Raw genomic sequence first — 24,427 nt, 5'->3', positions numbered from 1 at the left:
GGTTACGAGGAGCGCGGAACGCGCTTCCCCGACTGCTCCGCGTCCGCTCCTCGTCGCCCCTTCCAGAGAATTCCGTAAACGCCCGGCCCGCATCGCGCAGGCAGGATGTGGACACTGTGCGAAACATCCAGACTGAGAGGCCGTATATCGATGCGGGCGGCTTCGGTGTTCTGCCGGTAGTAGCCGTACGCGGCTGCCGGAATGTGCCGTGGATGGAAGTAGATGTGCAGCAGATATTGCCGCACGCTCAACGGCAGGGCGCGCTCGTGGTGTTCCGATGGCTTCCAGCGGGGGCCGACGTCCAGCGTGTAGTTGATGATCGCCGTGTCGCCCCGGCCGAGGGCTCGCCCGAAGCCGATGTCGAAGACGGCGGAACCCAGTTCGTGGTGGAACCGCAGGGCGTTCAGGCGCCCGCAGTGGACGGTCACCTGCACGGACGGGGTGTCGGGGTCGTCCAGTTGGTGGTGAGCGGTCAGGCGCCGTACGCCGTCACGCGTGGCCCGTACGACGTTGCTGACCGCGTAGCGCGCGATGCACCCGTACTCGTCGAGGTGAACCGTCTCCTGAACGGAAAGGGAAACGAGGTTTTCGTTGAACCGGTAGGCATCGGCGCCGAGCGCTTCCGGCAGAGGAGAGCCGGGAGTGTGAATATGGGACAGAGCCTCCGATATCTCCTTCCCCGTGACCAGCGCTTTGCCTCGCGGGCGACGATGGCTCAGGAGGCTTTGCAACGCACCCGGCGCCGTATTCAGGATGGATTCGACTTCGCTCACCGCGCGCAGCGACTGCTGGCGCTCGGGCTGGCTCCGTCCGCGTTGCCAATGGCTAAGCGTCGCGGGGCTGACGGAAATGCCGCGTACGGCCAGGTGGTGGTGCAGCCGTTGCAAAGTCAGTCCGCTGGCCTTGAGCGCCTGACGGAATGCTTCGCCGAAGGTGGGGTGGGGTGGGTCGGCTTGCCTGTCGGGGGTGGGGTCGTCGGGGTCGTGGGGCCGCCGTATCGAGGACTCCGGTCCTGGGTGATCCGGTCCTGAGTGTGCTGGGTGGATCATCGACGCTCCCGGTCGGCGGGCAGTTCTGACAGAAGGCATTCGACAGGCATTCGACGGAGTAGGGGCCGGATCAAAAGAATCGGCGGTTGCCGCCGACGCTGTACCTCCGCTGTCCGGCGCGGGGCCGCGAGATGACCGCCCGCGCCGGTACGCGTGACGCCGCCGGTCAGGCGGTGTTCAAGCGGAGCCCGTAGTAGTTCAGCGCGTCGTCGAGGGGCTGGAAGTACGACGTTCCCTCGCCGTAGACGCCGTCGCACCGGTTGGAATTCAGACCACCGGACGTCACGCCCTGGGCCTGGTTGCCGGAGACCCAGGCGCCGCCGCTGTCACCGCCCAGAGTGCACACGGTGCTCAGGCCGAGGCCGGAGACGAGAGTGTCGGGCTGGCCCTCGTCGCTGTAGGTCACCGTGTAGTTGTACGACTCGATCGACCCGCACGTCCAGCGCGACGTGGCACCGGACTTGCAGACGTCCGATCCGACCGCGGCGCGCTGGCCGCCCTTGACGGCGACATTGCCGCCGTTGCCCCACGTACCGATCCGGGTGGCGATGCCGGAGCCGGAATCGACCGAGGCCAGCCCCATGTCGATGCTGTTCCGACCGTGCTTGAACCGGGTCTTGATGCCCTTGGCGAAGTGGGTTCCGTCGTAGCTCAGGTCCGGCAGGTTCTCGACGCAGTGCCCGGCGGTGACCAGGACCTGTCTGCCCGAGGAGTCACGGGCGCCGAAACCGACCGAACAGTAGTGGTTGCCGTAATCCATACGGCTTCCCGGGTAGACGGTGCCGGTCGTCGTCACCGCTTGGCCCTCGTTGTCCTTCACCGCGACGGCCGAACCGTACGACGCGGCCCGCGCGAGGAATGCTTCGTCGGCTGCCGCGGCCGTCCCGCGAAGCCGTATGACGACCTGGTTGGACGCGGGCTCCACGCCCCAGCTCTGCACGCCCGCGGGTACGTGGCGGACGGCCGCCTTGTCCAGCGCGGCCTTGATGCCGTCCAGCTCGTCGGCGGTGTGCGCGACCATGCGCGCCTTGAGGCCGGCGGCTTGGACGGTGCGGGCCGCCTGCGTACCGGTGACGTTGACGGTGAGCTTGCCCTTTGCGTCGAAGAAAGCCCCGCGTGAATCCGCACCCGACGACTTCAGTGCCGCCAAGGTCTTCTGTTGAGCGGCCTGGGAGTCCAGCCTCCGCACGGCAGCGGCGTCATCGATACCGAGCGAGTCGGCGAGAGCCCGCACCATCTGCTTCTGGTAACGCCCCTCCCCCGCCGAGGAATCCGCCGAGGGAGCGCCGTGGGCCGACACGACACCTGCCGCCATGACCAGAGCCGCCGAAGCGGCCCCCGATACCAGGACTGCGCGTAGACGAAGCACCTTGTCTCCATTTCCGAGAGGCCGCTGACCGCGGCCTGGCGAGGGGGGAATGAATGCGGACCGGTTGTGGGGAAACCGGTCCGCATTCGCAGGAGAACTCTGGGCGGCGGTGCCCGTGCATGACAAGACTGGTGGTCGAGGATGAAATCAACAGAACTGCGGTTAACTGTTTATGGCGGGGTTCGGGGCGATCATCGCCCGCCGACACTCGGCAGGGGTTGGCCGTATCCGTGAGGGGGCACAGCTTGGATGTGCCTGACGGATTCGGCTGCCAAGGCGTTGGCCAGCCCTCCGTAGGGGCCGTAATTGTGGGCGGCTTCAGCCCGGGGTTGGAGTGCCCGGTGGCGTGTCGGTCTGTGCGGTGATGCTGGTTTTGTCCGGGGTTGCTTGCTCGTTCGTGGTCTTGTCACGTGGCAGAACGACCCGTATGACCAGGCCGCCGCCCGCGCGGGGGTGGGCGGTGGTGGTGCCGTCGTGGGCGCGTACTGCCGCGCGCACGATGGTCAGGCCGAGGCCGACGCCCTTGTCGCTGCCGGTGCGTTCCGTGCGGAGGCGGCGGAAGGGCTCGAAGAGGTTGTCCACCTCGTAGGCCGGGACTGCGGGGCCGGTGTTGGAGACGATTAGTACCGCGTAGTCCTGTTGCGGCTCTGTGGTCACTTCCACCCAGCCCTCGTCCTTGATGTTGTAGCGCACAGCGTTCTGTACGAGGTTGAGCGCGATGCGCTCCAGGAGGACGCCGTTGCCCTGGACGAACGCCTGCTGGCGCACGCCGCGGATCTCCACGCCCTTGGCCTGGGCCTCGGCGCGGGCCTGGTCGAGGGCCTGGGAGGCGACCTCGGCCAGATCGACCGGCTTCTTGTCCACGATCTTGTTCTCGCTGCGGGCGAGCAGCAGCAGGCCCTCGACCAACTGCTCACTGCGCTCGTTGGTCGCCAGCAGCGTCTTGCCCAGCTGCGCCAGCTCCGGCGACGCCTCCGGATCGGCGAGCTGCACCTCCAGCAGCGTGCGGTTGATCGCCAACGGGGTGCGCAGCTCGTGCGAGGCGTTGGCGACGAAACGGCGCTGCGACTCGAAGGCCCGGTCCAGGCGGTCGAGCATCTCGTCGAAGGTGTCGGCCAGCTCCTTGAGCTCGTCATCCGGACCGCCCAGCTCGATACGGCGGTGCAGATCCGAACCGGCCACGCGCTGCGCGGTCCGGGTGATCCGGCCCAGCGGCGACAGGACACGGCCGGCCATCGCGTACCCGAAAGCGAACGCGACCACGGTCAGGCCCAGCAGCGCCAGCAGGGAGCGGTTCAGGAAGGTTTGCAGAACCGCTGCGCGCTGGTTGCGGAGGCACTTGTCGATCGCCGCATTGATGTCGTTGACCGTGCCGACCGACGGCAGGTCGTGGCAATTGGCTTTCCCGAGGGTGATGTTGGTGCCGAAAACCTGGATTTCCAGGGTGCCTTCTTTGAGGGTGTTGGCCGCGAACAGGTAGATGATCGCGAGGAGCACCACGCCGGCCATCAGGAACATGCCGCCGTACAGCAAGGTGAGCCGAATCCGGATGGTCGGCCGGAACCACCGCAACGGGACCCGGACCGGGTGGGTGTCGAGGGTGGGGCCGGGCTTCGCATGTGCGGTCGCGGGCAGGGGTGGTTCGGAAGAGACAGCCATGGCGGTCAGCCTCGGTGGCCCGGCGAAGCGGGTATGGCGGCCGGTGCCGAGGCGGTGGGAATACGCACTGCTGGTCCTTCCTCGGGTGCCGCGATGTCCGCGGCACGACAGGTGTTGAGTTTCGCCCATCCTGCATGGAGACGTCGTAAGTCGGAGGTAAGGGGTTGGGGGCCAGGTGTGAGCGAGGGGTTCCCGTGAGAGGGGAGAAAGAGTGGAGGAGGGAGTGGGAGGGGGAAGCGGGGGATGGAGGGGATGCGGCGGGACGAGGAGCAACCGTTGAGCGGTTAAGCAGGTTGGCAATTCCGGGTATCGGTACGGGTGTGAGTACAGGATCAGGGAGTGATACGGGTGTAAGTACCCGCGCGGAAAGTGGTGCGTGCACCGGCACGCGGGCGGCTACGGAATCCACTCCGGGCAGTGGGTGGGATGAGCACTACCGCCAAGGGAAGTCGTTTCGTCCGCTCGGTGAGCGGGAGCGGGTGCTGCTCGCCTCTCGCGTACCGGCCCGGGCGGGCGCGGTCGCTCTCGACGTCGGCTGCGGGCGCGGGGAACTCGCCCGTCACCTGGCCGCCACCGGCTATCGCGTCGATGCCGTCGACTACTCCCCTGCCGCCATCGCCGCCGCCCAGGAGGAGATGCACGCCCATGGCGACAGCGACGACGACGCCGACGGCGTGGTGACCTACGTACACCTGGACATCGAACGCGACCGGCTCGCCGCGCTCCCCCAGCCTGCCTACGACCTCATCACTTTCCGCCTGAGCTACGCGTTCGTGCAGGACCGCACCAGAGTGCTGCACCGGCTACGAGAACGGCTGCGTCCCGGCGGCGCGCTGTGCGTGATCACACCTGTCGCGGACGCCGTGCCGCCCGGCAAGCGCGGCATCGCCCTCGACGAGGAGGAGATCGCCCTGCTGTCCGCCGGGTGGGACACCGCCGAGCGGTACGACGCCGAGGGGCTTGCCCTGCTGGTGCTGCGCGGTCCGCTCCGTACTCCGGTGGCGTTCGGAAACCGGGGCAAGCCGGCGCCGCACGCTCTGACCGGCGCGGGCGCGGTGGTGACGGACGAGACCGGCCGGGTGCTGCTGGGCCGGTCCGTACACGGGCTGTGGGAACTGCCCGGCGGGAAGAACGCGGGCGGCGAGTCGTTCGTACGGGCCGCCGTCAGAGAGCTGGAAGAGGAGACCGGGCTGCGGGCCGAGGCGGCTGACGCGCGGCTGGTGGCGATGGTGATGGACGAGATCCATGGGATGCCGCGCGTGACGGCGGCCGTGCGGATCACCGCGTATACGGGGGCGCCGGTTGTGCGGGAGCCGGAGTTGGTCCGGCGTTGGGAATGGCACGAGGTCGCCGATCTGCCGGCGCTGGCCGGTGGGCTGTTCGTTCCCAGCGCGCACGTACTGGAGACGGTGTGGCCCGGCTCGCTTCCCGGACTGCCGCCCGTGCACCGGTATCAGGTCGTGGAGGCCGCGCCGTCGTAGGCGTCCACCCGGACACCGGCGATGTGTGGCACGTCCGCCGGTGGCGGTTGCCGAAGATCACTCGGATGGCTCGGCACGTGGGTGAGAGGGAGCCGCCGGGGCGGCGGGCCCCAGCGGCCCGACCGCCCCGGCCGGCGGCATCACCGCGCGTCCACCTGGCTCTGCAGCACATCGCAGGTGTACTGGAACTCGTCCATCAGCCGGGTGGCCTCCACCACGAGCACCCCGTACGGGTAGGCCGGATCGGTCAGCGGCAGACCGTCCTGCTCGGCCCGGTCCGTCACCTGACGGCAGCACTGCTGTGCCTCGTCGGCGAGTTGGCACAATTGGCGGGCCTGGTCGGCCAGCGTGTCCTCGTCCATCTCCCCCAGGACCTGGGCGATCCGGGAGATGGATTCGAGGAAGTCGGCGTAGCCGCGCAGGAAGCGCCGGTCGCGCTCGCTGCCGTCCTGGCGCCACTGATCGAGGCTGCGGGTGAGCGAGGCCAGCTGGTACATGGTCCGCTTCAGCGCCTCCAGCACCGCGCCGTACCCCTCGAAGCCCGCGCGGCCCCGATGGCGGCCCAGGCGGCTGCGGGGGTTGAAGTAGAGGCTTTCGCGCGCCGTTCGCAGTCCGTTCTCGGCCTGTGTGATCAGCCCGCCGGTCTGCTCGGCCCGGCCACGCCAGTGGCTGATGCGCTCCTCCTCTATCTCCCCCTCCCGCATGGCCGGGTACATGTCGCTGACCAGGTCGCACAGTGCGCGGGCGAGAGTGTGGATGCCGTGTTCGGCGCTGCGATAGCGCAGTGGTGGGACGAGGACGACGTTGACGATGACGCCGACGCCGCATCCGATGAGGACCAGCAGGATGATCTGCGCGAGGTGGGTGATCTTGCCGATGCCGGCCGGGGCGGTGACGTACGTGGAGAAGGCGAAGAACGCCGCCGTCGCCACCTGCGAGCCCTGCGAACCGAGGGCGGGCCACCGGCCGATGGTGAGGGCGACCACCGCCACCAGCGCGAAGGTGAGCAGGTCGGGACCGGCCAGGTATCCCAGGGCCGCCTGCACGGCGACCCCGGTCGCCACGGCACCCACGTACCGCAGTGACTGGAGCAGCGACTGGTACACCGTCACCTGCATGATCAGGACCGCGGAGAACGGTGCGAACGCCGGTGACTCGGCCTCCAGCAGGTTGTACGAGAAGAACCAGGCGATGGTGGCGGCCAGCGTGCTCTTGGCGATCAGCAGCAGCGTGTGGCGTTCGTGGCCCGCCGATCCCCAGGCCCGGTTCCACCACTGCTGTGCGCGGGCGATCCGCCCCTGAGCCGCGGGCTCCTCCCGGTGTCCGGGCTGGGTGAGGGTACGGGCCTTTCCCGTACCCGTCTCTCCTGTACGCGCCTCCTCTTTGCGCGCCTCCCCCGTGCGCGCCTCTTCTGTAGGGGCCTCCTCGCCATCGGCGCTCGTCCCCCGCCGCTCCCTCCGGCCGTTCTGCTGGTGAGCCTCGGTCTCCTGCTTCCGCGCCTGACCGGCCATGCACGCTCCGTTCCTCATCCGGTCCGCTTCTGGCGGCGGGCCGTACGTTTCCACTCGGTACGCCGTACGTCGTTCACTCGGTACCCCGTCGGCGCGGCCACGTCCCAGGTCGCATCGACAACGGTGTCGACGGCGCACCGGGCCAGGCCGCCCCGACGGGTTCCGTTTCCGGCTCAGGCCGCCTTGCGGTACTTCCCCGCCGGGGCGCGCGTCGCCTCCGCCCGTATCCGGGCCAGGGCCCGGTTGAGCAGCCGTGAGACGTGCATCTGTGAGACGCCCAGCTCGGCGGCGATGGCGCTCTGCGTCATGTCCTGGAAGAACCGCAGGTAGAGGATGCGGCGGTCACGCTCGGGGAGCCGGGCGAGGACCGGCTTGACCGACTCTCGGTCCTCGACGAGCGCGAAGGCGTCTTCGAGCGCGCCGATGACGTGCAAGAGGGTGTGCTGCTCCTCGCTGCCGCCGTCGCCGTGATCGAGAGCCGCGTCCAGGGACAGGGACCGGTAGGTCTCCAGGGCCCGCAGCCCCAGGGTGACGTCCTGCTCGGACAGCTGGGCGTGTGCGGCGATCTGCTCCGTACTGGGCGTGCGCCCGTCCAGGGTGGTGCTCAGTTCCTTGACCGCGATGCGGACCCTGTTGCGCAGGTCCTGGATACGGCGCGGGACGTGCACGTGCCACGTGTGGTCGCGGAAGTGCCGTTTGAGTTCGCCGGTGATCGTCGGAATGGCGAACTGCTCGAACGCGTCGGCGCGGTCCGGGTCGAACCGGTCGACGGCCTTGACCAGGCCCAGGGCGGCGACCTGCTTGAGGTCGTCGAGGTGTTCGCCGCGCTCCCGCAGCCGGTACGCCAGGCGGTGGGCCATCGGCAGCCACGCGGTGATGATGCGCCGGCGTATCTGTTCCTTGACCGGCCCGTCCTCCAGCGTTGCCAGCAGACGGAACTCGTCGCTGGTGTCGACATCCTTGGCACCGCGCTCGCCGGGGCGCGCGGTTGCGGGGGTGGCCATCGCCGGCTCTCCTTTTTCGCTCAAGAAGTGGTGTCCGCAGACAGCCGGGAGGCCGGTCCGGAAAACGGCAGACGGGCCCCTCGGCAAGAAAAGGGAAGGGTGCCTACGGTTCCGAAGCACTGCCGCTCGTGTGTCCCGCCGGTCGCCCCTTACACCCGGTAATCCAGCGGTATCGCTGTGGTGTGGGTCACGGGGCGGGAGCGGGGAGGAGGAGGGGAAGTGGCGAAGAGGGGAGTGAGCGCAGGAGGCGGGCCGGTGGCCGGGCGGAGGCCGAGGGGGTGATGGATGGCGGCTGGGAGACGGGACCGCACGTCCGGCCGTACGGTCCCCCGTGACCCACGGCGCCCGCTCACCTCTACCGCCCCACCACCGCCTCCCCCACCACAACCTGCGAAGCGTCCAGTGCCGTCTTCCCGTCCTCGATGTCCCACAGGGAGTTCTGCAGCAGGCGGCCCAGCGTCCACCCGGCCGCGCGCTCGCGGTCGAGGGCGAGCGCGTCGGTCAGCAGGTCGAAGCGGCGGCGTACGACGCGGTGGGCTTCGCCCGTCGCCGCCACCTCCTCCCACCGGCTGTCCAGGGCGGGCCACAGGTCGAAGCCGGGGTCGCCGGCGAGGGGTTCGGGGTCGATGGCCAGCCAGGGTTCGCGGTCCCCGGCCAGCACGTTGTCGTAGTGCAGGTCCCAGTGCAGCATCCGGTCCCCGGGCTCGCCGGCCAGGTCGGCCACCACCGAGGCCCAGGTCCGCAGGCGCTGCCGGTCGGCGGGGTCGGCCAGGGCCGCCACCGCCGCGGGCACCTGCTCCAGCATGTCGGCGGCGATGTCGCCGAGGCCGCGGAGCTCCTTCGGGGCGGGGACGGCGACGAGGCGCCGCAGGAGCCCGGCGAGGATGGTCATCGCGGTGTCGTCGTCCCCGACGGACGCGAGCGTGCGGGACCCGTCCAGGCGCTCCAGCAGCATGGTGCCGCTCGCCCCGTCGTGCTCGATGAGCCGCACGATGCCGTCGCCGTTCCAGGTGCGCAGACCGATCAGCGCGGCGGTGGTCTCCTCCCTGGGCTGCTGGAAGCGCAGTGCGGCGCGCGTGCCGTCCGTACGGAGTACGGGCAGGACGAGGGACGCCTCGCCGAAGCCGGCCTCGCCGTCCCGTTTCAGTTGCCAGCGGTCGAGGAATTCCGCGGCCAGTGCGGGCAGGCCGGCGATCCACGCCCTTCCGGCTTCGGTCGTGCCGTACGAGACGGCGAGCTCGTCCGGGACGTGGAGGGGTATCGGCGTACTCATGAGACCTTCTTTCCGCTCGGGCGGTGACGGAGTGTCGGTGAGTCAGCTTCCCAGGGCCTCCGTCATACGGTCGAGGTCGGCGAGGAGGGTGGTCAGGCGCCTCGGCGGGATCGCCTCGATCATCTGCCGTTCGATGGCGTAGACGGCGTTGCGGGCCGCGTCGAGACGGTCGCGGCCTTCGTCGGTGAGGTGGGCGGGCAGGGCGCGGCCGTGGTCGGTGGTGCTGGGCCGGGCGACCAGGCCGGCTTCCTGGAGGCCGCGCAGTACGACGTTCATGGACTGGCGCGTGACGAACGCGCCGCGGGCGAGTTCGGCGTTGGACAGGCCCGGCTGCTGGTCGAGGAGTTCGAGACAGGCGTACTGCGGCACGGTCAGACCGTGCTCGCGCAGGGCCTTGTCCAAGGCGCCGCGCAGTGCGGCGGCGGAGCGCTTGAGGCGGTAGCCCACGTGCTCGGTGACGTCCTGGGCGGGGTGGGGAGGCGCTACGGGGTTACGGTCTTCCATGTCAGCATTTTGACATACGGAGCGGCGCGGGCGTACGTTGCTGAATGTCAAAAGCCTGACATCGGGTTTTGGGTGCGCCGGGCTTGAGCCGCCCGGCCCGGGCCCCCGTCGAGGGCAGGGGCCGGGCTCCGGCATCGGCCCCCGGTGACACGTTCCGGCTTCGCGTACCGCCACGTAGGAAGAGAGACACCTCATGACCCAGCCCACCCCCGCCACCCTGGACGGCCCCGACTTCATCGCTCTCCAGGTGCGCGATGTCGAAGCGGCGGCCGCCTTCTGCGAGGAGCGGCTCGGGATGCGCAGGGCGCCCGCCTCGCCTCCCGGTGCGGTGGTATTCGCCACCGCACCGATCGCTTTCGCCGTCCGCGAGCCGCTGCCGGGCGTCGACCTCGACGCCGTGTCCCGGCCCGGGTTGGGAGTGGCGCTGTGGTTCCGTACCGCCGACGCGCAGGCGCTGCACGACCGGCTAGCCGCCGACGGGGTGACGATCATCAGCCCGCCGCAGGACAGCCCGTTCGGCCGTACGTTCACCTTCGCCGGGCCCGAGGGCTACGCGATCACGGCGCACGGCGGCTGATCGTGAGCGCCGTCGCCATCGCCCCACAGGGGCCCTTCTCCCTCGCGGCGAGTGTGCGGTTCCTGGAGAGCTTCACTCCCGCGCGCTACCGCAAGGCGCCGGACGATGTGCTTCGCCTGGCCTTCCCCTCGGACGACGGCCATACGACGGTCGCCGCGGCGGTACGGCAGGAGGCGGCGGCGCCGGACGGCACCGCGGGGAGCGTACGGGCCGAGTTCACCGTGTACCCGGGTGGTGCGGGCTCCGGTCCGGCGGGCTTGGCGTCCGCCGGACCGGGGCGTGGCCTGGCCGTCCAAGAGCAGCTTTTCCTACCCGATCCATCGGTCGTACGGGAACGACCGGTCTCCGGAGACCAACCGCTCGTCGGAAAACCACCGGCAGCCGAAGACCAACGGGCCGCCCCAGAACAACCGGACGCCCCAGCCCAGTTGATCGTCCGGGACCAACTGGCCCGCATTCTCTCGCTCGATGTCGACGGAAGCGGCTTCCAAGGGCTGGCCGTCGGCGATCCCGTGGTCTCCCGGCTCATGGCGGAGTATCCGGGACTCCGCCCGGTGTGCTTCCATTCGCCGTACGAAGCCGCCGTGTGGGCGGTCATCGGGCAGCGTATGCGCAGGACCCAGGCCGCCGCGATCAAGGCGCGCCTCGCCGAACGGTACGGACAGCGCGTCCGGGTCGCCGGCCGGGATCTGCATGCCTTCCCCACTCCCCCGGTCCTGCGCTCGCTCACCCGGATTCCCGGGCTGCCGGACGAGAAGGTCGCGCGACTGCATGCCCTGGCCGAGGCCGCCGAGGCCGGTGAACTGGACGCGGCGCGGCTGCGGGCGATGCCCGGGGACTACGCGCTGGCGACGCTGCGTGCCCTGCCCGGCGTCGGACCGTTCTCCGCCGAACTCATCCTCATACGGGGAGCCGGGCATCCGGACGTCTTCCCCCGTCACGAGCGGCGACTGCACGCGTCCATGGCCAACGCGTACGGTCTCGGCGCGGGCGGTTCCGAGGACGTGGGGCGGCTGGCCGCCATCGCCGACCGCTGGAGGCCGTACCGCAGTTGGGTCGCGCTGCTGCTGCGTGTACGTGCTGAGCAGCGGACGCGGCCACCGGCAGATACGTAACGCCCCGCGCGCCCGCTCACGGTTGGGCCGGGGCGTTGCGGCGGCCGGCCGCCGCGGCGGCGTACCGGCGGGCGAGCTGCCCGCACGCCTCCGTGAGTTCCGGCGGGCCGATCACTTCGATGTCGCAGTCGAAGGTGCCGATCAGGGCTGCCAGCCCCGCCCAGGACCACGCGCCGAGGGCGAGCCGGCAGCGGCCGGGGGCGACCTCCTCCACCACGGCGCCGCCGGGCGCCCAGCGGGCGACGACCGGGGCGGGCGCGTCGAGGATCACCTCGCCGTGACAGGGCCACTGGCCGGGGATGTCACCGCGGTCGAACTGGCCGAAAACGAACGCCGTGACATCGGCACCGGGCAATTCGCGCGGGGTGAAGCGCAGCCCGGTCGGGGCGTACGGCGTGATGCGGTCGACCCGGAAGGTGCGCCACTCGGAGCGCCCCAAATCCCAGGCGACGAGGTACCAGCGGCCGGACCACATGGCGAGGTGGTGGGGTTCCACCCGGATGGACGGGCTCGGATCGCCCGCGTACGCGAAAGCCAGCACCTCGTCATTACGGACGGCCGTACCGAGGGCGAGCAGCACCTCGGCGTCGACCGGAGGCGCCGACAGGTCCCAGGCGTTCTCGATCGACGTGACCCGTACGGCGTCGACCTGTTGCCGTAGGCGCGCCGGCATGACCTGGCGGACGGTGGCCAGCGCGCGGGCGGCCGCTTCTCCGAGGCCGGCCACCGTGGCGGGTGCGGTCTGCAGCGCGACGGCCACGGCGATGGCCTGCTCGTCGTCGAACAGCAGGGGCGGGACCTTCGCTCCGGCGTCCAAGCGGTACGCGCTGCCGGGCCCCTTGGTGACATGTACGGGGTAGCCCAGCGCCCGCAGCCGGTCGATGTCGCGGCGCATGGTGCGCGGGCTCACCTCCAGGCGCTCCGCCAGTACCGCGCCCGGCCACGCGCGTCCGGTCTGGAACAGGGAGAGCAGGAGGAGAAGGCGCGCGGAGGTTTCAGCCATGGCCTCATTCTGCCGAGAAAGGCGGCCGTTATGTGGCCACTACTCCTGTGAGGCTGGTCGGCATGACCACTCCTTCCCACAGGAACGGCGGCACGGCTGCCGCCTCTCCGGCACACCCGACGACAGGTTCGGGTAAGCCTTCTGATCTCTCATGTAGTTCTGCTTCTGCTTCTGTTCCCTCTCCTGTTCCTGCTGCGTCGGGTGGATCGCCAGGCACGAATTCGGGCATTGTCTCCGGCCGCTCGGCGGTGGTCGCGCTCGTCGTCGTACTCATCGCCTCGTTCATGGAACTGCTCGACGCCACAATCGTCACGGTCGCGGCCCCGGCGATCGCCGAGGGGCTGGGCGCCGGTGAGGCGACGCTGCAATGGACGGTCGCCGGCTACACCCTCGCGCTCGGCGCCGGGCTGATCACCGGCGGCCGGATCGGTGACCAGTTCGGCCGGCGGCGCATCTTCCTGATCGGTCTGGCCGCGTTCGCGATCGCCTCGGCGGCGTGTGCGCTCGCGCCGAACCCGGCAGTGCTCGTCGCGACCCGCGTGGCCCAGGGGCTGGCGGGCGGCCTGATGGTCCCGCAGGTGTTCGGCATCATCCGGTCGTCCTTCGCGCCGGTCGCGCGGGCGAAGGCGTTCGGCGCGTACGGGGCGGTGCTCGGGCTCGCCTCGGTGGCTGGGCCGCTGGCCGGCGGGCTGCTCGTCGAGGCGGACGTGTTCGGGCTGGGCTGGCGGACGATCTTCTGGGTGAACGTGCCCGTCGCGGCCGTCGGCCTCGCGCTCGGCACGCGGTTCCTGCCCGAGTCCGCCGCGACCGCCCGCACCCGGCTCGACCTGCCCGGTGCGGCGCTCGCCGCGGCGGGCGCGGTGTGCGTGCTCCTGCCCCTGGTGCAGGGTCACGAGTGGGGCTGGCCCTGGTGGGGCTACGTGATCCTCTTCCTGTCGGTCCCATTCATGGCGCTCTTCCTCCGGCGCGAACGCCGCCTGGTCGCCCGCGGCGATCAGCCCGTCCTCGATCCGGGGCTGCTGCGGGTACGGGCCTTCAGCAGCGGGCTGGCCGCCTCCACGCTGTTCTTCGGCGCCATCGGCTCGTTCTTCCTGCTGCTCTCCCTCTACCTCCAGTTCGGCACCGGCCGCTCGGCCCTGGAGACCGGGTTGCTCATCCTTCCGTACGCGGTCGGCTCGACGCTGACATCCGGGATCGGCGTCCAACTCGCCGCCCGCGTCGGCCGTCTGCTGCTCGTCACGGGTTCGCTCGTGCTCGCCGTCTCGCAATTCCTCCTGCTGCTCGTCGTACGGGACGGAGGCGCGCCCTCCTACTGGGCGCTGGCGCTGCCGCTGTTCGTGGGCGGTCTCGGGCTGGGGCTGACCTCGCCCTCCCTGGTCAACGTCGTCCTCGCCGGGGTGCCGGCGCGGGACGCCGGTGCCGCGGGCGGGGTGCTCACCACGGTGGGCCAGATCGGGAACGCGGTCGGGGTCGCCGTGCTGGGCGTCCTGTTCTTCGCCGAACTGGACACGTCGACCTCGGCGGGCGCCACCCCGCTCACGGCGTACGGGGACGCGTTCGCCTCGGTGCTCCCCTGGCAGATCGCGTTCTACGTCGTGGCAGCGGGGCTCATGATGCTGCTCCCGAAGCACACGGATGCGCTCGGGGGTGGCGGGACCTCCACGGACGTGGCCGTATCGGAGAAGTGACGCCTGACGGCTGAAGTGGGGCGGGCCGGGCCGTTCGGGGCTCGGGGCTTCGGATTCGGGGCTCCGAGCCAGGCGGCTGGGCCCGCCGGTGCCTTCAGGGGGCGGGGGCGTCAGACAGGGGCGCGCTCCAATGATGTCTGCGCCCCCTGGAAGCCACCCACGCTCCGGTACGGGCGCCGTGCGCCGGTACCGCGCGTCCACGGCCTCCGCGTAACCGTTCCCAGGGGGTTTTGTGATGTTTTTGTAGGCACACTCTCTCGTTGGGGAAGTCGCGGACTTCGGAGGCACGGGGGAGGGCATCATGAGTTGCAGCCGGTGCGGCGCCGAGATCATCCAAGGGCCCGACGGCAGGTGGTCATGCAATTGCGGAGCGTCCGGATGACGGAAAAGCACAAGGTCCAAGCGGAGGAGAGCAGCGGCGTCGGTGTGGGCGAACCACGCCTGCCGTACTTCACCTCCGCCACATGCCCCGAGTGCCAGAGCGCCAACGACGGCCTCAACGGCCGTTTCGCGTGCGGCGCGTGCGGCACCACATATGCCCTGGAGCCGCCGGTTCTCTGACGCGCCGCCAGGCGCGATGATGCCCAGCGAGCATCGCCCCCGGCCCGGGCCTCACGGACGTCGGCACAGCGACGGGTCCGGGTGATCGACGAAGCCGAGGTCACGGTAGAGCGGCTCCCCGTCGGCGGACGCGTACAGGTCCACCCGGGCCGCATCCCGCTCCCGGAACCAGTCGAGCAGGCCCCGCATGATGGCGCGACTGTGCCCGCGCCGCCGGTACGCCGGGTCGGTGACCACGCCGATGACATGGCCGATCCGCCCGTTGCGCAGGTGCGGGCCGGGCAGCCGCTGTTCGAGGGTGCCGATGCCGCAGGCGGCGAGGCCGCGGTCACCGTCCACGACGAGGATGCGTACGGCGTCCGACGCCAGCTGGTCCTTCAGCACCACGACGAGCGCGTCCCGCCAGCCGTCGTCACCGGACGCCGGCGCGAAGAAGTCGCCGCCGAGAGTGTCGAACAGCAGCGCCCGCAAGCGCACCAGCTCCGGGACGTCACCTTCCACTGCTTGCCGCACGCATGACATGTAATGACTCTATAGCCCAACCGGCGCTTACGGCAGTGGGGTTCGCGGCGGGGGCTGTCCCGGGAGGCGGCAGGCCGGGGGCGACAGGCCCGGGTAAGGATCTCGGGCGCGGCCCTCGCTCACCGGCGCCGTGCGCCCACCCCTCACCCCTCCGCCCGCTCCTGCGTGACGCTCCAGGCGTACTGCAGCCAGTCGGAGATCGTGACGGCGCTCAGGCCGGTGGAGACGAGCCGGGTGGCGCGGGGGGCCACCGCGTAACCGCAGACCAGCGAGGTGCCGACCCAGGTGGCCAGGCAGAAGGGGCAGGCGAGCAGTTCGCCGACGGCCAACTGCAGGCCGTGGCCGCGGGGCTCGTCCATGACCTCGCTGGCGCTGATGGTCTCCTTGCGCCGGGTGAACGGCGCCCGTACGAGAGCGGTGATCTTGTCCTTCGCGAGCAGCCGCGACGCCTTGTACGTCGCGGCGCCCAGGAGCAGCAGGTCCCACGGCGGGACGCGGGAGGGCAGCGTACGTCCGGACTCGCGGAAGGCCAGCGCGAACAGGGCCGTGGCCCCGGCGTAGCCTCCCGCCAGTACGGCGTAGCCCCGCAAGGGGATCCCCTCCCCCGGCGCGTACGCCTCATCCCCGTGGCCCGCTCCGCACCGCCGGTGGCCGTCGTCCGTTGCCGAGCCGGCGCGGTCCGCCGTGCCGCCGGGTTTGCCTTCTTCCGGGAGCGGATTGAATGCCATGATTCCTCTGCTTCCTACGACGACGTTGCAGGGTGGACCGGTACCCCCGCCGCCGCCCGGTGCACGCCCTGGAGCCGAGATGCGGCCGAACGCGTCGCCGAAAGAGGGACGTACAGTGCCGTACGGAACCGTCACACGACGGCGCCGCCCCAGGCCGCCCGCGCCTCACCCGAGCTACACCCCCACGCGATGGCCTGCTGCTACTGCGCCCACGGAGGCGGGAATGTCGCGCCCCCGAGGGTGGCCTTTATGCCGGCCGAAGTGATGACGGTGACGGTCGCGGGCGTGTCGGGCTCGCCGTTGCGCAGACTCAGCTCCGTGCGCGGGGGCACGATGATGGCGTCGCCCGGCCCGGCGACGACCTCTTCGCCGCCGACGGTGGCAGCTATCCGGCCGGTCTGTACGACGAAGACCTCCTCGTGGTTCAAGCTGTGCGGTTCGCTGGTGGCTCCGGGCGCCGCGTGCAGCGTCCAGACCGCCAGTTCCGTACTGCCGCGCGAAGGAACCGCGAGGGGCCGGAAGGTGAAGCCGGGGCGCTCGAAGGTGGGAGCGTCGGCTCCGGTGGACAGGGGCATGGCACGTCCTTCATGGGTCCGATGAGCGCGTTCGGGAGCCGGGAAGCCAAGGGAGAGGAAAGGCAAGGAAGGCAGGGAAGGCGGAGAACAGGGCAGTCGGCTCGGAGACGCGCCCAGTGGTCAACTTGGTTGTCTTGTTGGAGCGTAAGCGGCAGCGCCACACATGGTCAACCGGGTTGTCTACTAGGGTTCTGCTGTCGACCTCCGACGTCACCGCCAAGAACCCGCCCACGCAAGGAGACCCCTGACCGTGACTGCCGCGCACGACGAGCCGAAGCCGACGAGCGGTCCGGGCGATCTGCCCGGTCAGGTTCCGCTGCTGCTCGCGATGGCCTTCCGGGCCATGAACGACCGGTTCCTCGGCCGGCTGGCGGAGTTGGGCCGCGAGCCGCTGCGGCCCGCGCACGGCTACACCTTCCGCTATCTCGCCGCGCACACCGACGCGACCACGGTCGACCTCGCCTCCTACTTGGGCATCACCAAGCAGGCCGCCTCCAAAGCCGTCGCGGAGCTGGAGGGGCACGCTCGCCCTCACCGGGCGCGGGCGCGACTACCTCCGTCAGGCAGATCGGCTGTGGGCCGAGGCGGAGCAGGAGTGGGCCGAGCTGATCGGCGCCGACCGACTGGCGGCGGTCCGCGCCGACCTGGAGACCTACCTCCGTCATACATACGGCGGCACCGAGGTCCCCCTCCGCCCGGTGTGGTGAATCCGTCAGGCGGCGCGCTGCTGCTTGATCTTCGTGCCGAGCTCCTTGAACATCTGCAGCAGATCGGCGGTATCCGCGGGCGGCGGGGCCTGCACCGTGGCCTTGGCGCCGTAGTCGGAGTAGCTGGTGGCGGTGCCTATCTTGCCCTGCGGGGTCTGCATGTCGACGTTCACCTGCACCGGGAGGTCGTCGCCGTTGACCCAGACGTCGTAGTCGTAGCCCTTCAGACCGGACTTCTTCATGTTGGCGAGCAGCTTCTCGCGCTCCTGGGGCGAGAGGAGCTCCGCGCTCTTCCGGCCCTTGAGCGCCTCCTGCAGCGTCAGCGAACCCTTGTAGTGCTCGGCCCGTTGGCCGTTGACCTCGCCCGGGCCCAGGTGCTTGATGTTGGGCGAGTTGAGCAGCAGCGCGAGCTGCTGGGACGGGTCCTGCTTGATGTCGGACAGACCGGCGGACAGCTGCTTGACGAGCCCGGCGTCACCGGATTCCGCCGCGGCCGCCTTCAGATCCATCTTGGCCCACGTCTTGCTGCCGTCGATCCGCTCCCCCAGGTCCACGTACATGACGTCATCGACCCAGATCAGACGGTTCTTCTCGGCGCCGCCCATCGCCGCGGCCCCGCTCTGGCTCACCGTCACGTCCATGACCAGCGGGTCCCAGCCCATGACGCCGGTGATGCGCGCCTGCCCGCCGCCTGTCATCGAGGCGGGCATCGACACCGTCATCGTGACCTTCGCGGACTTGGCCGCCGCGGTCTTCTTGTAGGCCGCGGTGAGCGCCTGCGTCGGCGTCCGCTTCCCGGCTTCCTGACCCGCTTCCTGGCTGCTGCGGGCGCCCGCCGCGCCCTTGGTCTTGTCGCCGCCGTCCTGACAGCCGGTCACGCCCGCCAGCACGGCCGTGGCCGCCAGCGCCGCGGCGACCCGCCGCGCGATGTGCTTGTGCACGTCCCACCCCTGTGGTTCCGCCGGGTGGCGTTCGTGCCCACCCACGCCATCCGGATCTTTCCGACACTTACGCAACGCACAGTAATGCATAGGTCTGACATTGCCCGCGGGTGCCGTTCCGCGGCCTACGCTGCGGGCCACGACGCTCCTGACCCACGACCTCTACTGCCGTCATCTCCTCGCCGATACCGACGCGTTCGCGGCCACGCTCGCCGACGCGGACCCGTCGGTCACCGTGCCCACCTGTCCCGACTGGTCGCTGCGTGAGCTTGTCGCCCACCTCGGCAGGGCACAGCGCTGGTACGCGGCGAACGTCCGCGCCCGGGCGGCGGACCCCCTGCCGTTCATCGAGGAGAGCCCGGCCGAGAACGCCGGTCCGGCCGCGCTCGGCGCCTGGCTGGCCGAAGGCGCGGTCCGGCTCGCGCAGACGTTGCGGGAGGCCGGGCCGGATGAGGAGATGTGGACATGGGGTGAGGCGCGGCGTACCGGGTTCTGGGCGCGGCGGGCGGTCCACGAGACGCTGGTCCACCGTGCGGACGCGGCGGCGGCCACGGAGCGCGGGTTCACCGCGGATCGGTGGGTCGCCGCGGACGCCGTGGACGAATGGCTGGAAATGCTTTCCTGTCCTCAGGCGCGCACGCACAGGCCGCAGCTGGCCGAGCTGCGCGGGCCGGGCCGGAGCATCCACCTGCATGCCACCGATGAGGTGGCCGACCTGAACGGCGAGTGGGTCATCGAGTTCGGCGAGGACGGTTTCACCTGGCGCCGGAACCACGCCAAGGCGACGGTCGCCCTACGCGGCCCGATGGCGGACGTCCTGCGGGTCTTCTACCGGCGGCTCCCGGCGGACAGCGACCGGGTGGAAGTCCTCGGCGACGCGCGACTGCTGGACTTCTGGCTGGAGCGGGCCACGTTCTGACCTTTCCCTACGGGAACGCGAGCCCTCCGGCACCACGCATCCCACTTCCCCCACCATCGCGCACAAACCGCCCAACGCGCCCGGCACCCACAGACAACAGCAACATTGAGGGCGGGCGTACTGTCGCCACCATGCCCACTCCACCCCGCCTCGCCCCCGTATTCGCCCTGTTCCTGCTGTCCCCGTTCGTCGGTGAGTTTCTGCTCGGCAATCTCACGCTCGCCGAGTTGCCCCTCGGGCTCGTGCTGGCGCCGATGTACGGCTGTGGTGCTCTGTTGGTGCGGGAGGTGGGGCGGCGCAGTGGTGGCGGGTGGCCGGCCATGGTGTTGTTGGCGGCGGCGTATGCGCTGATCGAGGAGGGGCCGATCGATCAGCTGCTGTGGAGCGACTCGTACGCGGGGGCCGATCTGCTGCACGGGCCGTCCTACCTTCCGGCCCTGGGGATGAGTGTGGAGCTGACCCAGACGGTGCTGGCGCTGCACACGGTGTGGAGCGTGTGCGTGCCGATCGCGCTGGTCGAGACGCTGACCCGGTCGCGGCGCAGCGAACCGTGGCTGGGCCGCGTGGGGCTCGCGGTGGTGGCCGTCGTGTTCGTGGCGGGCGGGGTGCTGGTCTTTCTGGGGAACTACGCCGACGAGCATTTCGTCGCCTCTCCGGGGCAGCTCGCCGGTATCTGCCTGGTCATCGCCCTGCTGATCGCCGCGGCCTTCGCCGTACGGGCGTTGCGGCTGCCGCCGCTGCCGGGCCGGGCGCCCGCGCCGTGGCGGGTCGGGCTGGCGGCACTGGTCCTGACGAGTGCGTACTGGGGGCCTGCCAATCTGCTCACCGACAACTGGTACGAGTGGGTCGGGGTGGGCGTGTGGTGTGCGGGGACGGTGCTGGGGGTGTGGTGGGTGAGCCGCTGGTCACGCCAGGAGGGCTGGGGCGTCCGCCACCGGTTCGCGCTCGCGGCCGGTGCCCTCCTCACGTACGTATGGGTGTCGTTCCCGGTCCGGCCCGAATCGGGCGGCTCCGTACGCGCCGATCTGGTGGGCAACGCCGTGTTCGGGGCGCTCGCCTGTCTGCTCCTGGTCTGGTGCGCCAGGCGAACGCGCGTACGCCCGGCGGAAGGGAACGTAATTTCGCGTACGTCGGCGGAGGCGTAACCCGGGCGCGGCGGAGAACCCGGGAAGTTCGCGCGATCGCGCGAACGGCCTCATGAGAAAGGTGACCGACCATGTCCTCGTCCGCCACGGGTTCCCGCTATCACCTGCTCGCCCTCACGGGGCACGCCCCCACCGCCGCCACACGCCTGGCCAGGGCCGTCCGGCTCGGCGCGACGGCGCCAGTAATCCTGGTGGACGTGACAGCGGCCGACGGCCTGGACGTCGAGGCCCTGGGTACCCTGGCACGCCTGTCGATGGTATTGCGCGCGACCGGCGGCGGGGTGGTGCTGGTCGGCGCCGACTCCGCGGCGCGCCAGTTGACCGCCCGTACCGGCACCGCCTGGCTGCTCCCCGCCCACCAGGACGTCGAGGCGGCGATCGCCGGCCTGCCCGCCTCCGGCCGCCCGTGGACGGCCGCCGAACTGGCCTCGGGCAACGGCGACTTATCCCATACGACGGAGGGCGGCTGAGCGACGGCGTACGAGAGGGACGGGGGCGGCGGCTGGGGCGAGCCCTCGGGCAGCCTCCCCACCCGAAACCCTCAGCGAGCCCGCCCGACCCCCACAGGCAAGAATCACCGCATGGACATCCGGCAGCTGGAGTACTTCCTCGCCATCGTCGACCAGGGCGGCTTCCACCGGGCGGCATCGGCCCTGTACGTCTCGCAGCCGTCGTTGTCCCAGGCCGTCCGGGCGCTCGAACGGGATCTGGGCGGCGAGCTCTTCCACCGGATCGGCCGGCGTGCGGTGCTCACCGAGGCGGGGCGGGCGCTGATCGAACCGGCCCGCGCGGCGGTGCGCGGGCTGGCGACCGCGCGGGCCAGCGTCGCCGCCGTGCACGAGCTGCGGACCGGGCGGGTGGAGGTGGCCGCGATGCCGTCCCAGGCGGTGGAGCCGCTGACCTCGATGATCCGTGCTTTCAGCGGCCGGTATCCGGGTGTCTCCGTGGTCATCAGGGCCGCGTTCACGTCCGGGGACGTGGTCGAGATGGTCCGTACGGGTGCGGTCGAGCTGGGGCTGCTGGCCACGTCGGGGCCGTTGCCGGACAAGGAGGTGACGTCCCATCCCGCCGGGGAGCAGCGCTTCGTACTGGTGGTGGCGCCCGACGGCCCGTTCGGCGGGCGCCGCGGCGTGGGCTGCGAGGAGTTGGCGGGGCAGCGGTTGATCGTCGGGCAGCGTGGCACCGGAATGCGGGCGTACGTGGACGGTCTGCGCGAGCGCGGCGTCGCGTTCACCATCGCGGCCGAGACCGAGCACCGGGTCGCCCTGCTCCCGCTGGTGCTCGCCGGGGTGGGTTCGGCGGTGGTGACGGAGTCCTGGCGGGCGATGGCCGAGCAGGCCGGCGCCCGGGTGCTGGACATCGAGCCGACGACGACGCTGAACATCGGCCTGGTGAGCCGCCGTACGGGACTGTCCCCCGCGGCGCGGGCGTTCGTGACGACGGCGCTGGACCAGGTCGCCGGCTGACGGACCCACGTCACCCTCCCGCGCTGATAGCGCCTGCTTATCAGGCAGATCACCACTACGTCTTGGACGGTCCGACGGCCCCGTTGCTGCAATCGGACGCATGACGAACCACCGCATCGCCCTGATCCCCGGCGACGGCATCGGTACCGAGGTGCTGCCCCCGGCGCAGCGTGTCCTCGACACCGTCGGCCGCCGCCACGGCTTCACGTTCTCCTACACCTCGTTCGACGACTGGTCCTGCGAGCGGTACCTGCGCGAGGGCGCGATGATGCCGCCGGACGGGCTGGACCGGCTGCGGGACAAGGACGCCATCCTGCTCGGCGCGGTCGGCCGGCCGGACGTGCCGGACCACGTCTCGCTGTGGGGGCTGCTGATCCCGATCCGCCGCGGCTTCCGGCAGTACGTCAACCTGCGGCCGGTCCGGGTCTTCGAGGGGATCGACAGTCCGGTGCGGGGCGCGGTGGCCGGGAAGGTCGACCTGGTCGTCGTACGGGAGAACGTCGAGGGCGAGTACAGCGAGATCGGCGGGCGCCTGCACCGCGGCTTCCCCGAGGAGGCGGCCGTACAGGAGTCGGTGTTCACCCGAGCCGGGGTGACGCGGGTGCTGGATCACGCCTTCGCGCTGGCCGCGGGCCGCCGGGGCCGGCTGACCTCCGCCACCAAGTCGAACGGCATCGTGCACACCCTGCCGTTCTGGGACGAGCTGGTCGCCGAATGCGGCGCCGCGCACCCGGAGGTGGCCTGGGACCAGGAGCACATCGACGCGCTGGCCGCCAAGTTCGTGCTCGACCCGGCCCGCTTCGACGTGGTGGTCGCCTCCAATCTCTTCGGTGACATCCTCAGCGATCTGGCCGCCGCCGTGGCCGGGTCGATCGGCATCGCGCCGGCCGCCAACCTCAATCCGGAGCGCGAGTTCCCCTCGATGTTCGAGCCGGTGCACGGTTCGGCGCCGGACATCGCGGGGCGCGGCATCGCCAATCCGCTGGGCGCGATCTGGTCGGCCGCCCTGATGCTCGACCACCTCGGGCACCCCGAGGCGGCCGCGGACGTCACCGACGCCATCGCGGCGGTCCTCGCCAAGACGGACGTCCGTACGCCCGATCTGGGCGGCACCGCCGCCACCGCGGAGTTCACCGACCGGCTCCTCGAACTGCTGTGAGGGCCGCGGCCCGGCGTACCCGCGCCGGGCCGCCGCTCCCCCGGCCGCGTCCGTTCCGCAGAGGAGACGAGGAGATCGCCATGGCACCGTCCGTGTCCGCCGCCCCGGCCCGGCCGCCCGCACCGGCGCCCACCCGGTCCCGGCCGTGGTACCGGCAGCTGTACTTCTGGGTCCTGTTCGCGATCGTCTCCGGCGTCCTGACCGGCTGGCTGTGGCCGGCCGCCGGGACGGCGCTCGGGCCGGTCGGCACCACCTTCGTGGCCGCCGTGAAGATGCTGATCTCGCCGATCGTCTTCCTGACCGTCGTGGCCGGCATCGGCGGCGTCGACAGCCTCGGCCGGGTCGGCCGGGTGGGTCTGAAGTCGCTCGCCTACTTCCAGGCGGGCACTCTGGCCGCCCTTCTGCTGGGTCTGCTCGCCGTCAACGTCTTCCGGCCCGGCGCCGGGGTGCACGCCGACCCCGGCACCCTGCGCCTGGAGGGCGACGCCGCGCGCTACGCCGAGCAGGGCTCGGACCAGAGCTGGTGGCACTTCCTCACCGACCTGGTGCCCACCAGCCCGGTCGGTGCCTTCGCCGAGGGCAACGTCCTCCAGGTGCTCTTCTTCTCGGTCCTCTTCGGCGTCGCCCTGAAGACCGTGGGGCCCGTCGGCGCGCCGATCGTGGACGGTGTGCACCGGTTGGGCGCGGTGGTCTTCAAGATCCTGCACTACGTGATGCTGGCCGCCCCCGTGGGCGCGTTCGGCGCGATGGCGTACACCATCGGTACGTACGGGATCTCCACCCTCACCGGCCTCGGCCGCCTCGTCGCCCTCTTCTACGGCACGTCCCTGGTCTTCGTCGTCGTGGTGCTCGGCGGCATCACCGCCTTCCTGCGGATCAACATCTTCCGGCTGCTGTATCACCTGCGGGAGGAGTTCCTGCTCGTACTGGGCACTTCCTCCTCCGAGAGCGCCCTGCCGCGGCTCATGACCAAGCTCGAAGGGCTCGGTGTCCGCCGGGACATCGTCGGGCTGACCGTCCCGACGGGCTATTCGTTCAACCTGGACGGCAGCTCGATCTACCTCTCGCTGGCCGCCGTCTACATCGCCCAGGCCACCGACACCCCACTGGGCCTCGGACAGCAACTCGGCCTGCTCGCCGTCATGCTGCTCACCTCGAAGGGCTCCGGCGGCGTCACCGGCGCGGGCTTCATCGCGCTGGCGGCCACGCTCTCGACCGTCGGTACGGTGCCGGCCGCGGGCATCATGCTCATCTTCGGCGTCGACAAGTTCATGTCCGAGTGCCGTGCCCTGACCAATCTGGCCGGCAACAGCGTCGCCACCCTCGTCGTTGCCCGCTGGGAGCGCGTCCTGGACAGCGCACGCGTCAACCAGGTCCTGCGTACGGGCACGCCGCGCCCCGAAGCGCCCGGAGAGCGGGCGTCCGCACCGGTTCCGGCCCGGCGTTGACCCCGGCGGACGGACTGCGATGA

Annotated in this window: 23 protein-coding genes; 11 read left to right on the top strand and 12 right to left on the bottom strand. The window is 70.8% G+C overall.

Translation table 11 applies throughout. The features are described from left to right. Positions 1–2: 2 nt before the first annotated feature. From CP984_RS40045 to CP984_RS40035, 3 genes are all read right to left on the bottom strand, one after another. On the bottom strand, positions 3–1,049 hold the full coding sequence (locus CP984_RS40045; protein WP_176564564.1) for a helix-turn-helix domain-containing protein: 1,047 nt from the start codon (positions 1,047–1,049) through the stop codon (positions 3–5). 166 nt (positions 1,050–1,215) lie between these two features. After that, entirely contained in the window at positions 1,216–2,364 is a 1,149-nt protein-coding gene (locus tag CP984_RS40040) for an alpha-lytic protease prodomain-containing protein (RefSeq protein ID WP_050498889.1), read from the bottom strand. A 372-nt stretch (positions 2,365–2,736) separates the two neighbouring features. Next, the gene (locus CP984_RS40035; RefSeq protein ID WP_003981406.1) at positions 2,737–4,077 is read right to left on the bottom strand and encodes a sensor histidine kinase; all 1,341 of its coding nucleotides are present in this window, start codon (positions 4,075–4,077) and stop codon (positions 2,737–2,739) included. Positions 4,078–4,556: 479 nt separating this feature from the next. On the opposite strand from CP984_RS40035, the gene CP984_RS42870 reads away from it, so the two are divergent. Further along, complete coding sequence (locus tag CP984_RS42870; protein ID WP_003981405.1) at positions 4,557–5,558, top strand: bifunctional class I SAM-dependent methyltransferase/NUDIX hydrolase; 1,002 nt, start codon at positions 4,557–4,559, stop codon at positions 5,556–5,558. A 140-nt stretch (positions 5,559–5,698) separates the two neighbouring features. On the opposite strand, the gene CP984_RS40025 is transcribed toward CP984_RS42870, so the two are convergent. The 4 genes from CP984_RS40025 to CP984_RS40010 form a co-directional block, all read right to left on the bottom strand. Beyond that, the gene (locus CP984_RS40025; RefSeq protein ID WP_003981404.1) at positions 5,699–7,069 is read right to left on the bottom strand and encodes an FUSC family protein; all 1,371 of its coding nucleotides are present in this window, start codon (positions 7,067–7,069) and stop codon (positions 5,699–5,701) included. A 173-nt stretch (positions 7,070–7,242) separates the two neighbouring features. Next, a complete protein-coding gene (locus CP984_RS40020; protein ID WP_003981403.1) occupies positions 7,243–8,073 on the bottom strand; it encodes a SigB/SigF/SigG family RNA polymerase sigma factor in 831 nt (276 codons plus the stop codon). 355 nt (positions 8,074–8,428) lie between these two features. After that, complete coding sequence (locus CP984_RS40015) at positions 8,429–9,346, bottom strand: aminoglycoside phosphotransferase family protein (RefSeq protein WP_003981402.1); 918 nt, start codon at positions 9,344–9,346, stop codon at positions 8,429–8,431. 42 nt (positions 9,347–9,388) lie between these two features. Next, positions 9,389–9,850, bottom strand: coding sequence for a MarR family winged helix-turn-helix transcriptional regulator (locus tag CP984_RS40010; protein ID WP_030182216.1), 462 nt, complete (start codon positions 9,848–9,850; stop codon positions 9,389–9,391). Positions 9,851–10,043: 193 nt separating this feature from the next. On the opposite strand from CP984_RS40010, the gene CP984_RS40005 reads away from it, so the two are divergent. Continuing rightward, on the top strand, positions 10,044–10,427 hold the full coding sequence (locus tag CP984_RS40005; protein WP_003981400.1) for a VOC family protein: 384 nt from the start codon (positions 10,044–10,046) through the stop codon (positions 10,425–10,427). Between the two features lie 2 nt (positions 10,428–10,429). Beyond that, positions 10,430–11,542, top strand: coding sequence for a DNA-3-methyladenine glycosylase family protein (locus CP984_RS40000; protein ID WP_003981399.1), 1,113 nt, complete (start codon positions 10,430–10,432; stop codon positions 11,540–11,542). 16 nt (positions 11,543–11,558) lie between these two features. Here CP984_RS40000 and CP984_RS39995 read toward each other — a convergent pair whose 3' ends face one another. After that, positions 11,559–12,545, bottom strand: coding sequence for a helix-turn-helix transcriptional regulator (locus CP984_RS39995; RefSeq protein WP_003981398.1), 987 nt, complete (start codon positions 12,543–12,545; stop codon positions 11,559–11,561). A 248-nt stretch (positions 12,546–12,793) separates the two neighbouring features. On the opposite strand from CP984_RS39995, the gene CP984_RS39990 reads away from it, so the two are divergent. Both CP984_RS39990 and CP984_RS39985 read left to right on the top strand, forming a co-directional pair. Then, complete coding sequence (locus CP984_RS39990) at positions 12,794–14,233, top strand: MFS transporter (RefSeq protein WP_003981397.1); 1,440 nt, start codon at positions 12,794–12,796, stop codon at positions 14,231–14,233. A gap of 378 nt (positions 14,234–14,611) precedes the next feature. Next, positions 14,612–14,794: a hypothetical protein gene (locus CP984_RS39985; protein WP_003981396.1), complete on the top strand. Its 183-nt coding sequence runs from the start codon at positions 14,612–14,614 to the stop codon at positions 14,792–14,794. 51 nt (positions 14,795–14,845) lie between these two features. Here CP984_RS39985 and CP984_RS39980 read toward each other — a convergent pair whose 3' ends face one another. From CP984_RS39980 to CP984_RS39960, 4 genes are all read right to left on the bottom strand, one after another. Further along, positions 14,846–15,316, bottom strand: coding sequence for a GNAT family N-acetyltransferase (locus CP984_RS39980; RefSeq protein WP_030182228.1), 471 nt, complete (start codon positions 15,314–15,316; stop codon positions 14,846–14,848). 143 nt (positions 15,317–15,459) lie between these two features. Further along, positions 15,460–16,044 (bottom strand): DUF1360 domain-containing protein, encoded by a 585-nt coding sequence (locus CP984_RS39975; RefSeq protein WP_003981394.1) that lies wholly within the window; start codon positions 16,042–16,044, stop codon positions 15,460–15,462. A gap of 200 nt (positions 16,045–16,244) precedes the next feature. Next, positions 16,245–16,619 carry a cupin domain-containing protein gene (locus CP984_RS39970; protein WP_003981393.1) on the bottom strand — a complete coding sequence of 125 codons (375 nt, stop codon included), beginning with the start codon at positions 16,617–16,619 and terminating at the stop codon, positions 16,245–16,247. Positions 16,620–17,331: 712 nt separating this feature from the next. After that, positions 17,332–18,267 carry a hypothetical protein gene (locus CP984_RS39960; RefSeq protein ID WP_003981392.1) on the bottom strand — a complete coding sequence of 312 codons (936 nt, stop codon included), beginning with the start codon at positions 18,265–18,267 and terminating at the stop codon, positions 17,332–17,334. Positions 18,268–18,367: 100 nt separating this feature from the next. Here CP984_RS39960 and CP984_RS39955 point away from each other — a divergent pair, with 100 nt between their 5' ends. The 6 genes from CP984_RS39955 (at position 18,368) to dctA (ending at position 24,404) form a co-directional block, all read left to right on the top strand. Continuing rightward, a complete protein-coding gene (locus CP984_RS39955) occupies positions 18,368–19,186 on the top strand; it encodes a maleylpyruvate isomerase N-terminal domain-containing protein (protein WP_003981391.1) in 819 nt (272 codons plus the stop codon). Between the two features lie 131 nt (positions 19,187–19,317). Next, positions 19,318–20,331, top strand: coding sequence for a hypothetical protein (locus CP984_RS39950; protein WP_003981390.1), 1,014 nt, complete (start codon positions 19,318–19,320; stop codon positions 20,329–20,331). Positions 20,332–20,402: 71 nt separating this feature from the next. Further along, the gene (locus tag CP984_RS39945; protein WP_003981389.1) at positions 20,403–20,801 is read left to right on the top strand and encodes an STAS domain-containing protein; all 399 of its coding nucleotides are present in this window, start codon (positions 20,403–20,405) and stop codon (positions 20,799–20,801) included. A 111-nt stretch (positions 20,802–20,912) separates the two neighbouring features. After that, positions 20,913–21,797 carry a LysR family transcriptional regulator gene (locus CP984_RS39940; protein WP_003981388.1) on the top strand — a complete coding sequence of 295 codons (885 nt, stop codon included), beginning with the start codon at positions 20,913–20,915 and terminating at the stop codon, positions 21,795–21,797. 100 nt (positions 21,798–21,897) lie between these two features. Continuing rightward, positions 21,898–22,956, top strand: coding sequence for a tartrate dehydrogenase (locus tag CP984_RS39935; RefSeq protein ID WP_003981387.1), 1,059 nt, complete (start codon positions 21,898–21,900; stop codon positions 22,954–22,956). 80 nt (positions 22,957–23,036) lie between these two features. Continuing rightward, a complete protein-coding gene (gene dctA, locus CP984_RS39930; RefSeq protein ID WP_003981386.1) occupies positions 23,037–24,404 on the top strand; it encodes a C4-dicarboxylate transporter DctA in 1,368 nt (455 codons plus the stop codon). Positions 24,405–24,427: the final 23 nt, after the last annotated feature.

The organism is Streptomyces rimosus (assembly GCF_008704655.1).
Taxonomy (GTDB): Bacteria; Actinomycetota; Actinomycetes; order Streptomycetales; family Streptomycetaceae; genus Streptomyces; species Streptomyces rimosus.
The sequence above is the reverse complement of the archived record's forward strand: the minus strand, read 5'-3'. Positions and strand labels throughout refer to the sequence as shown.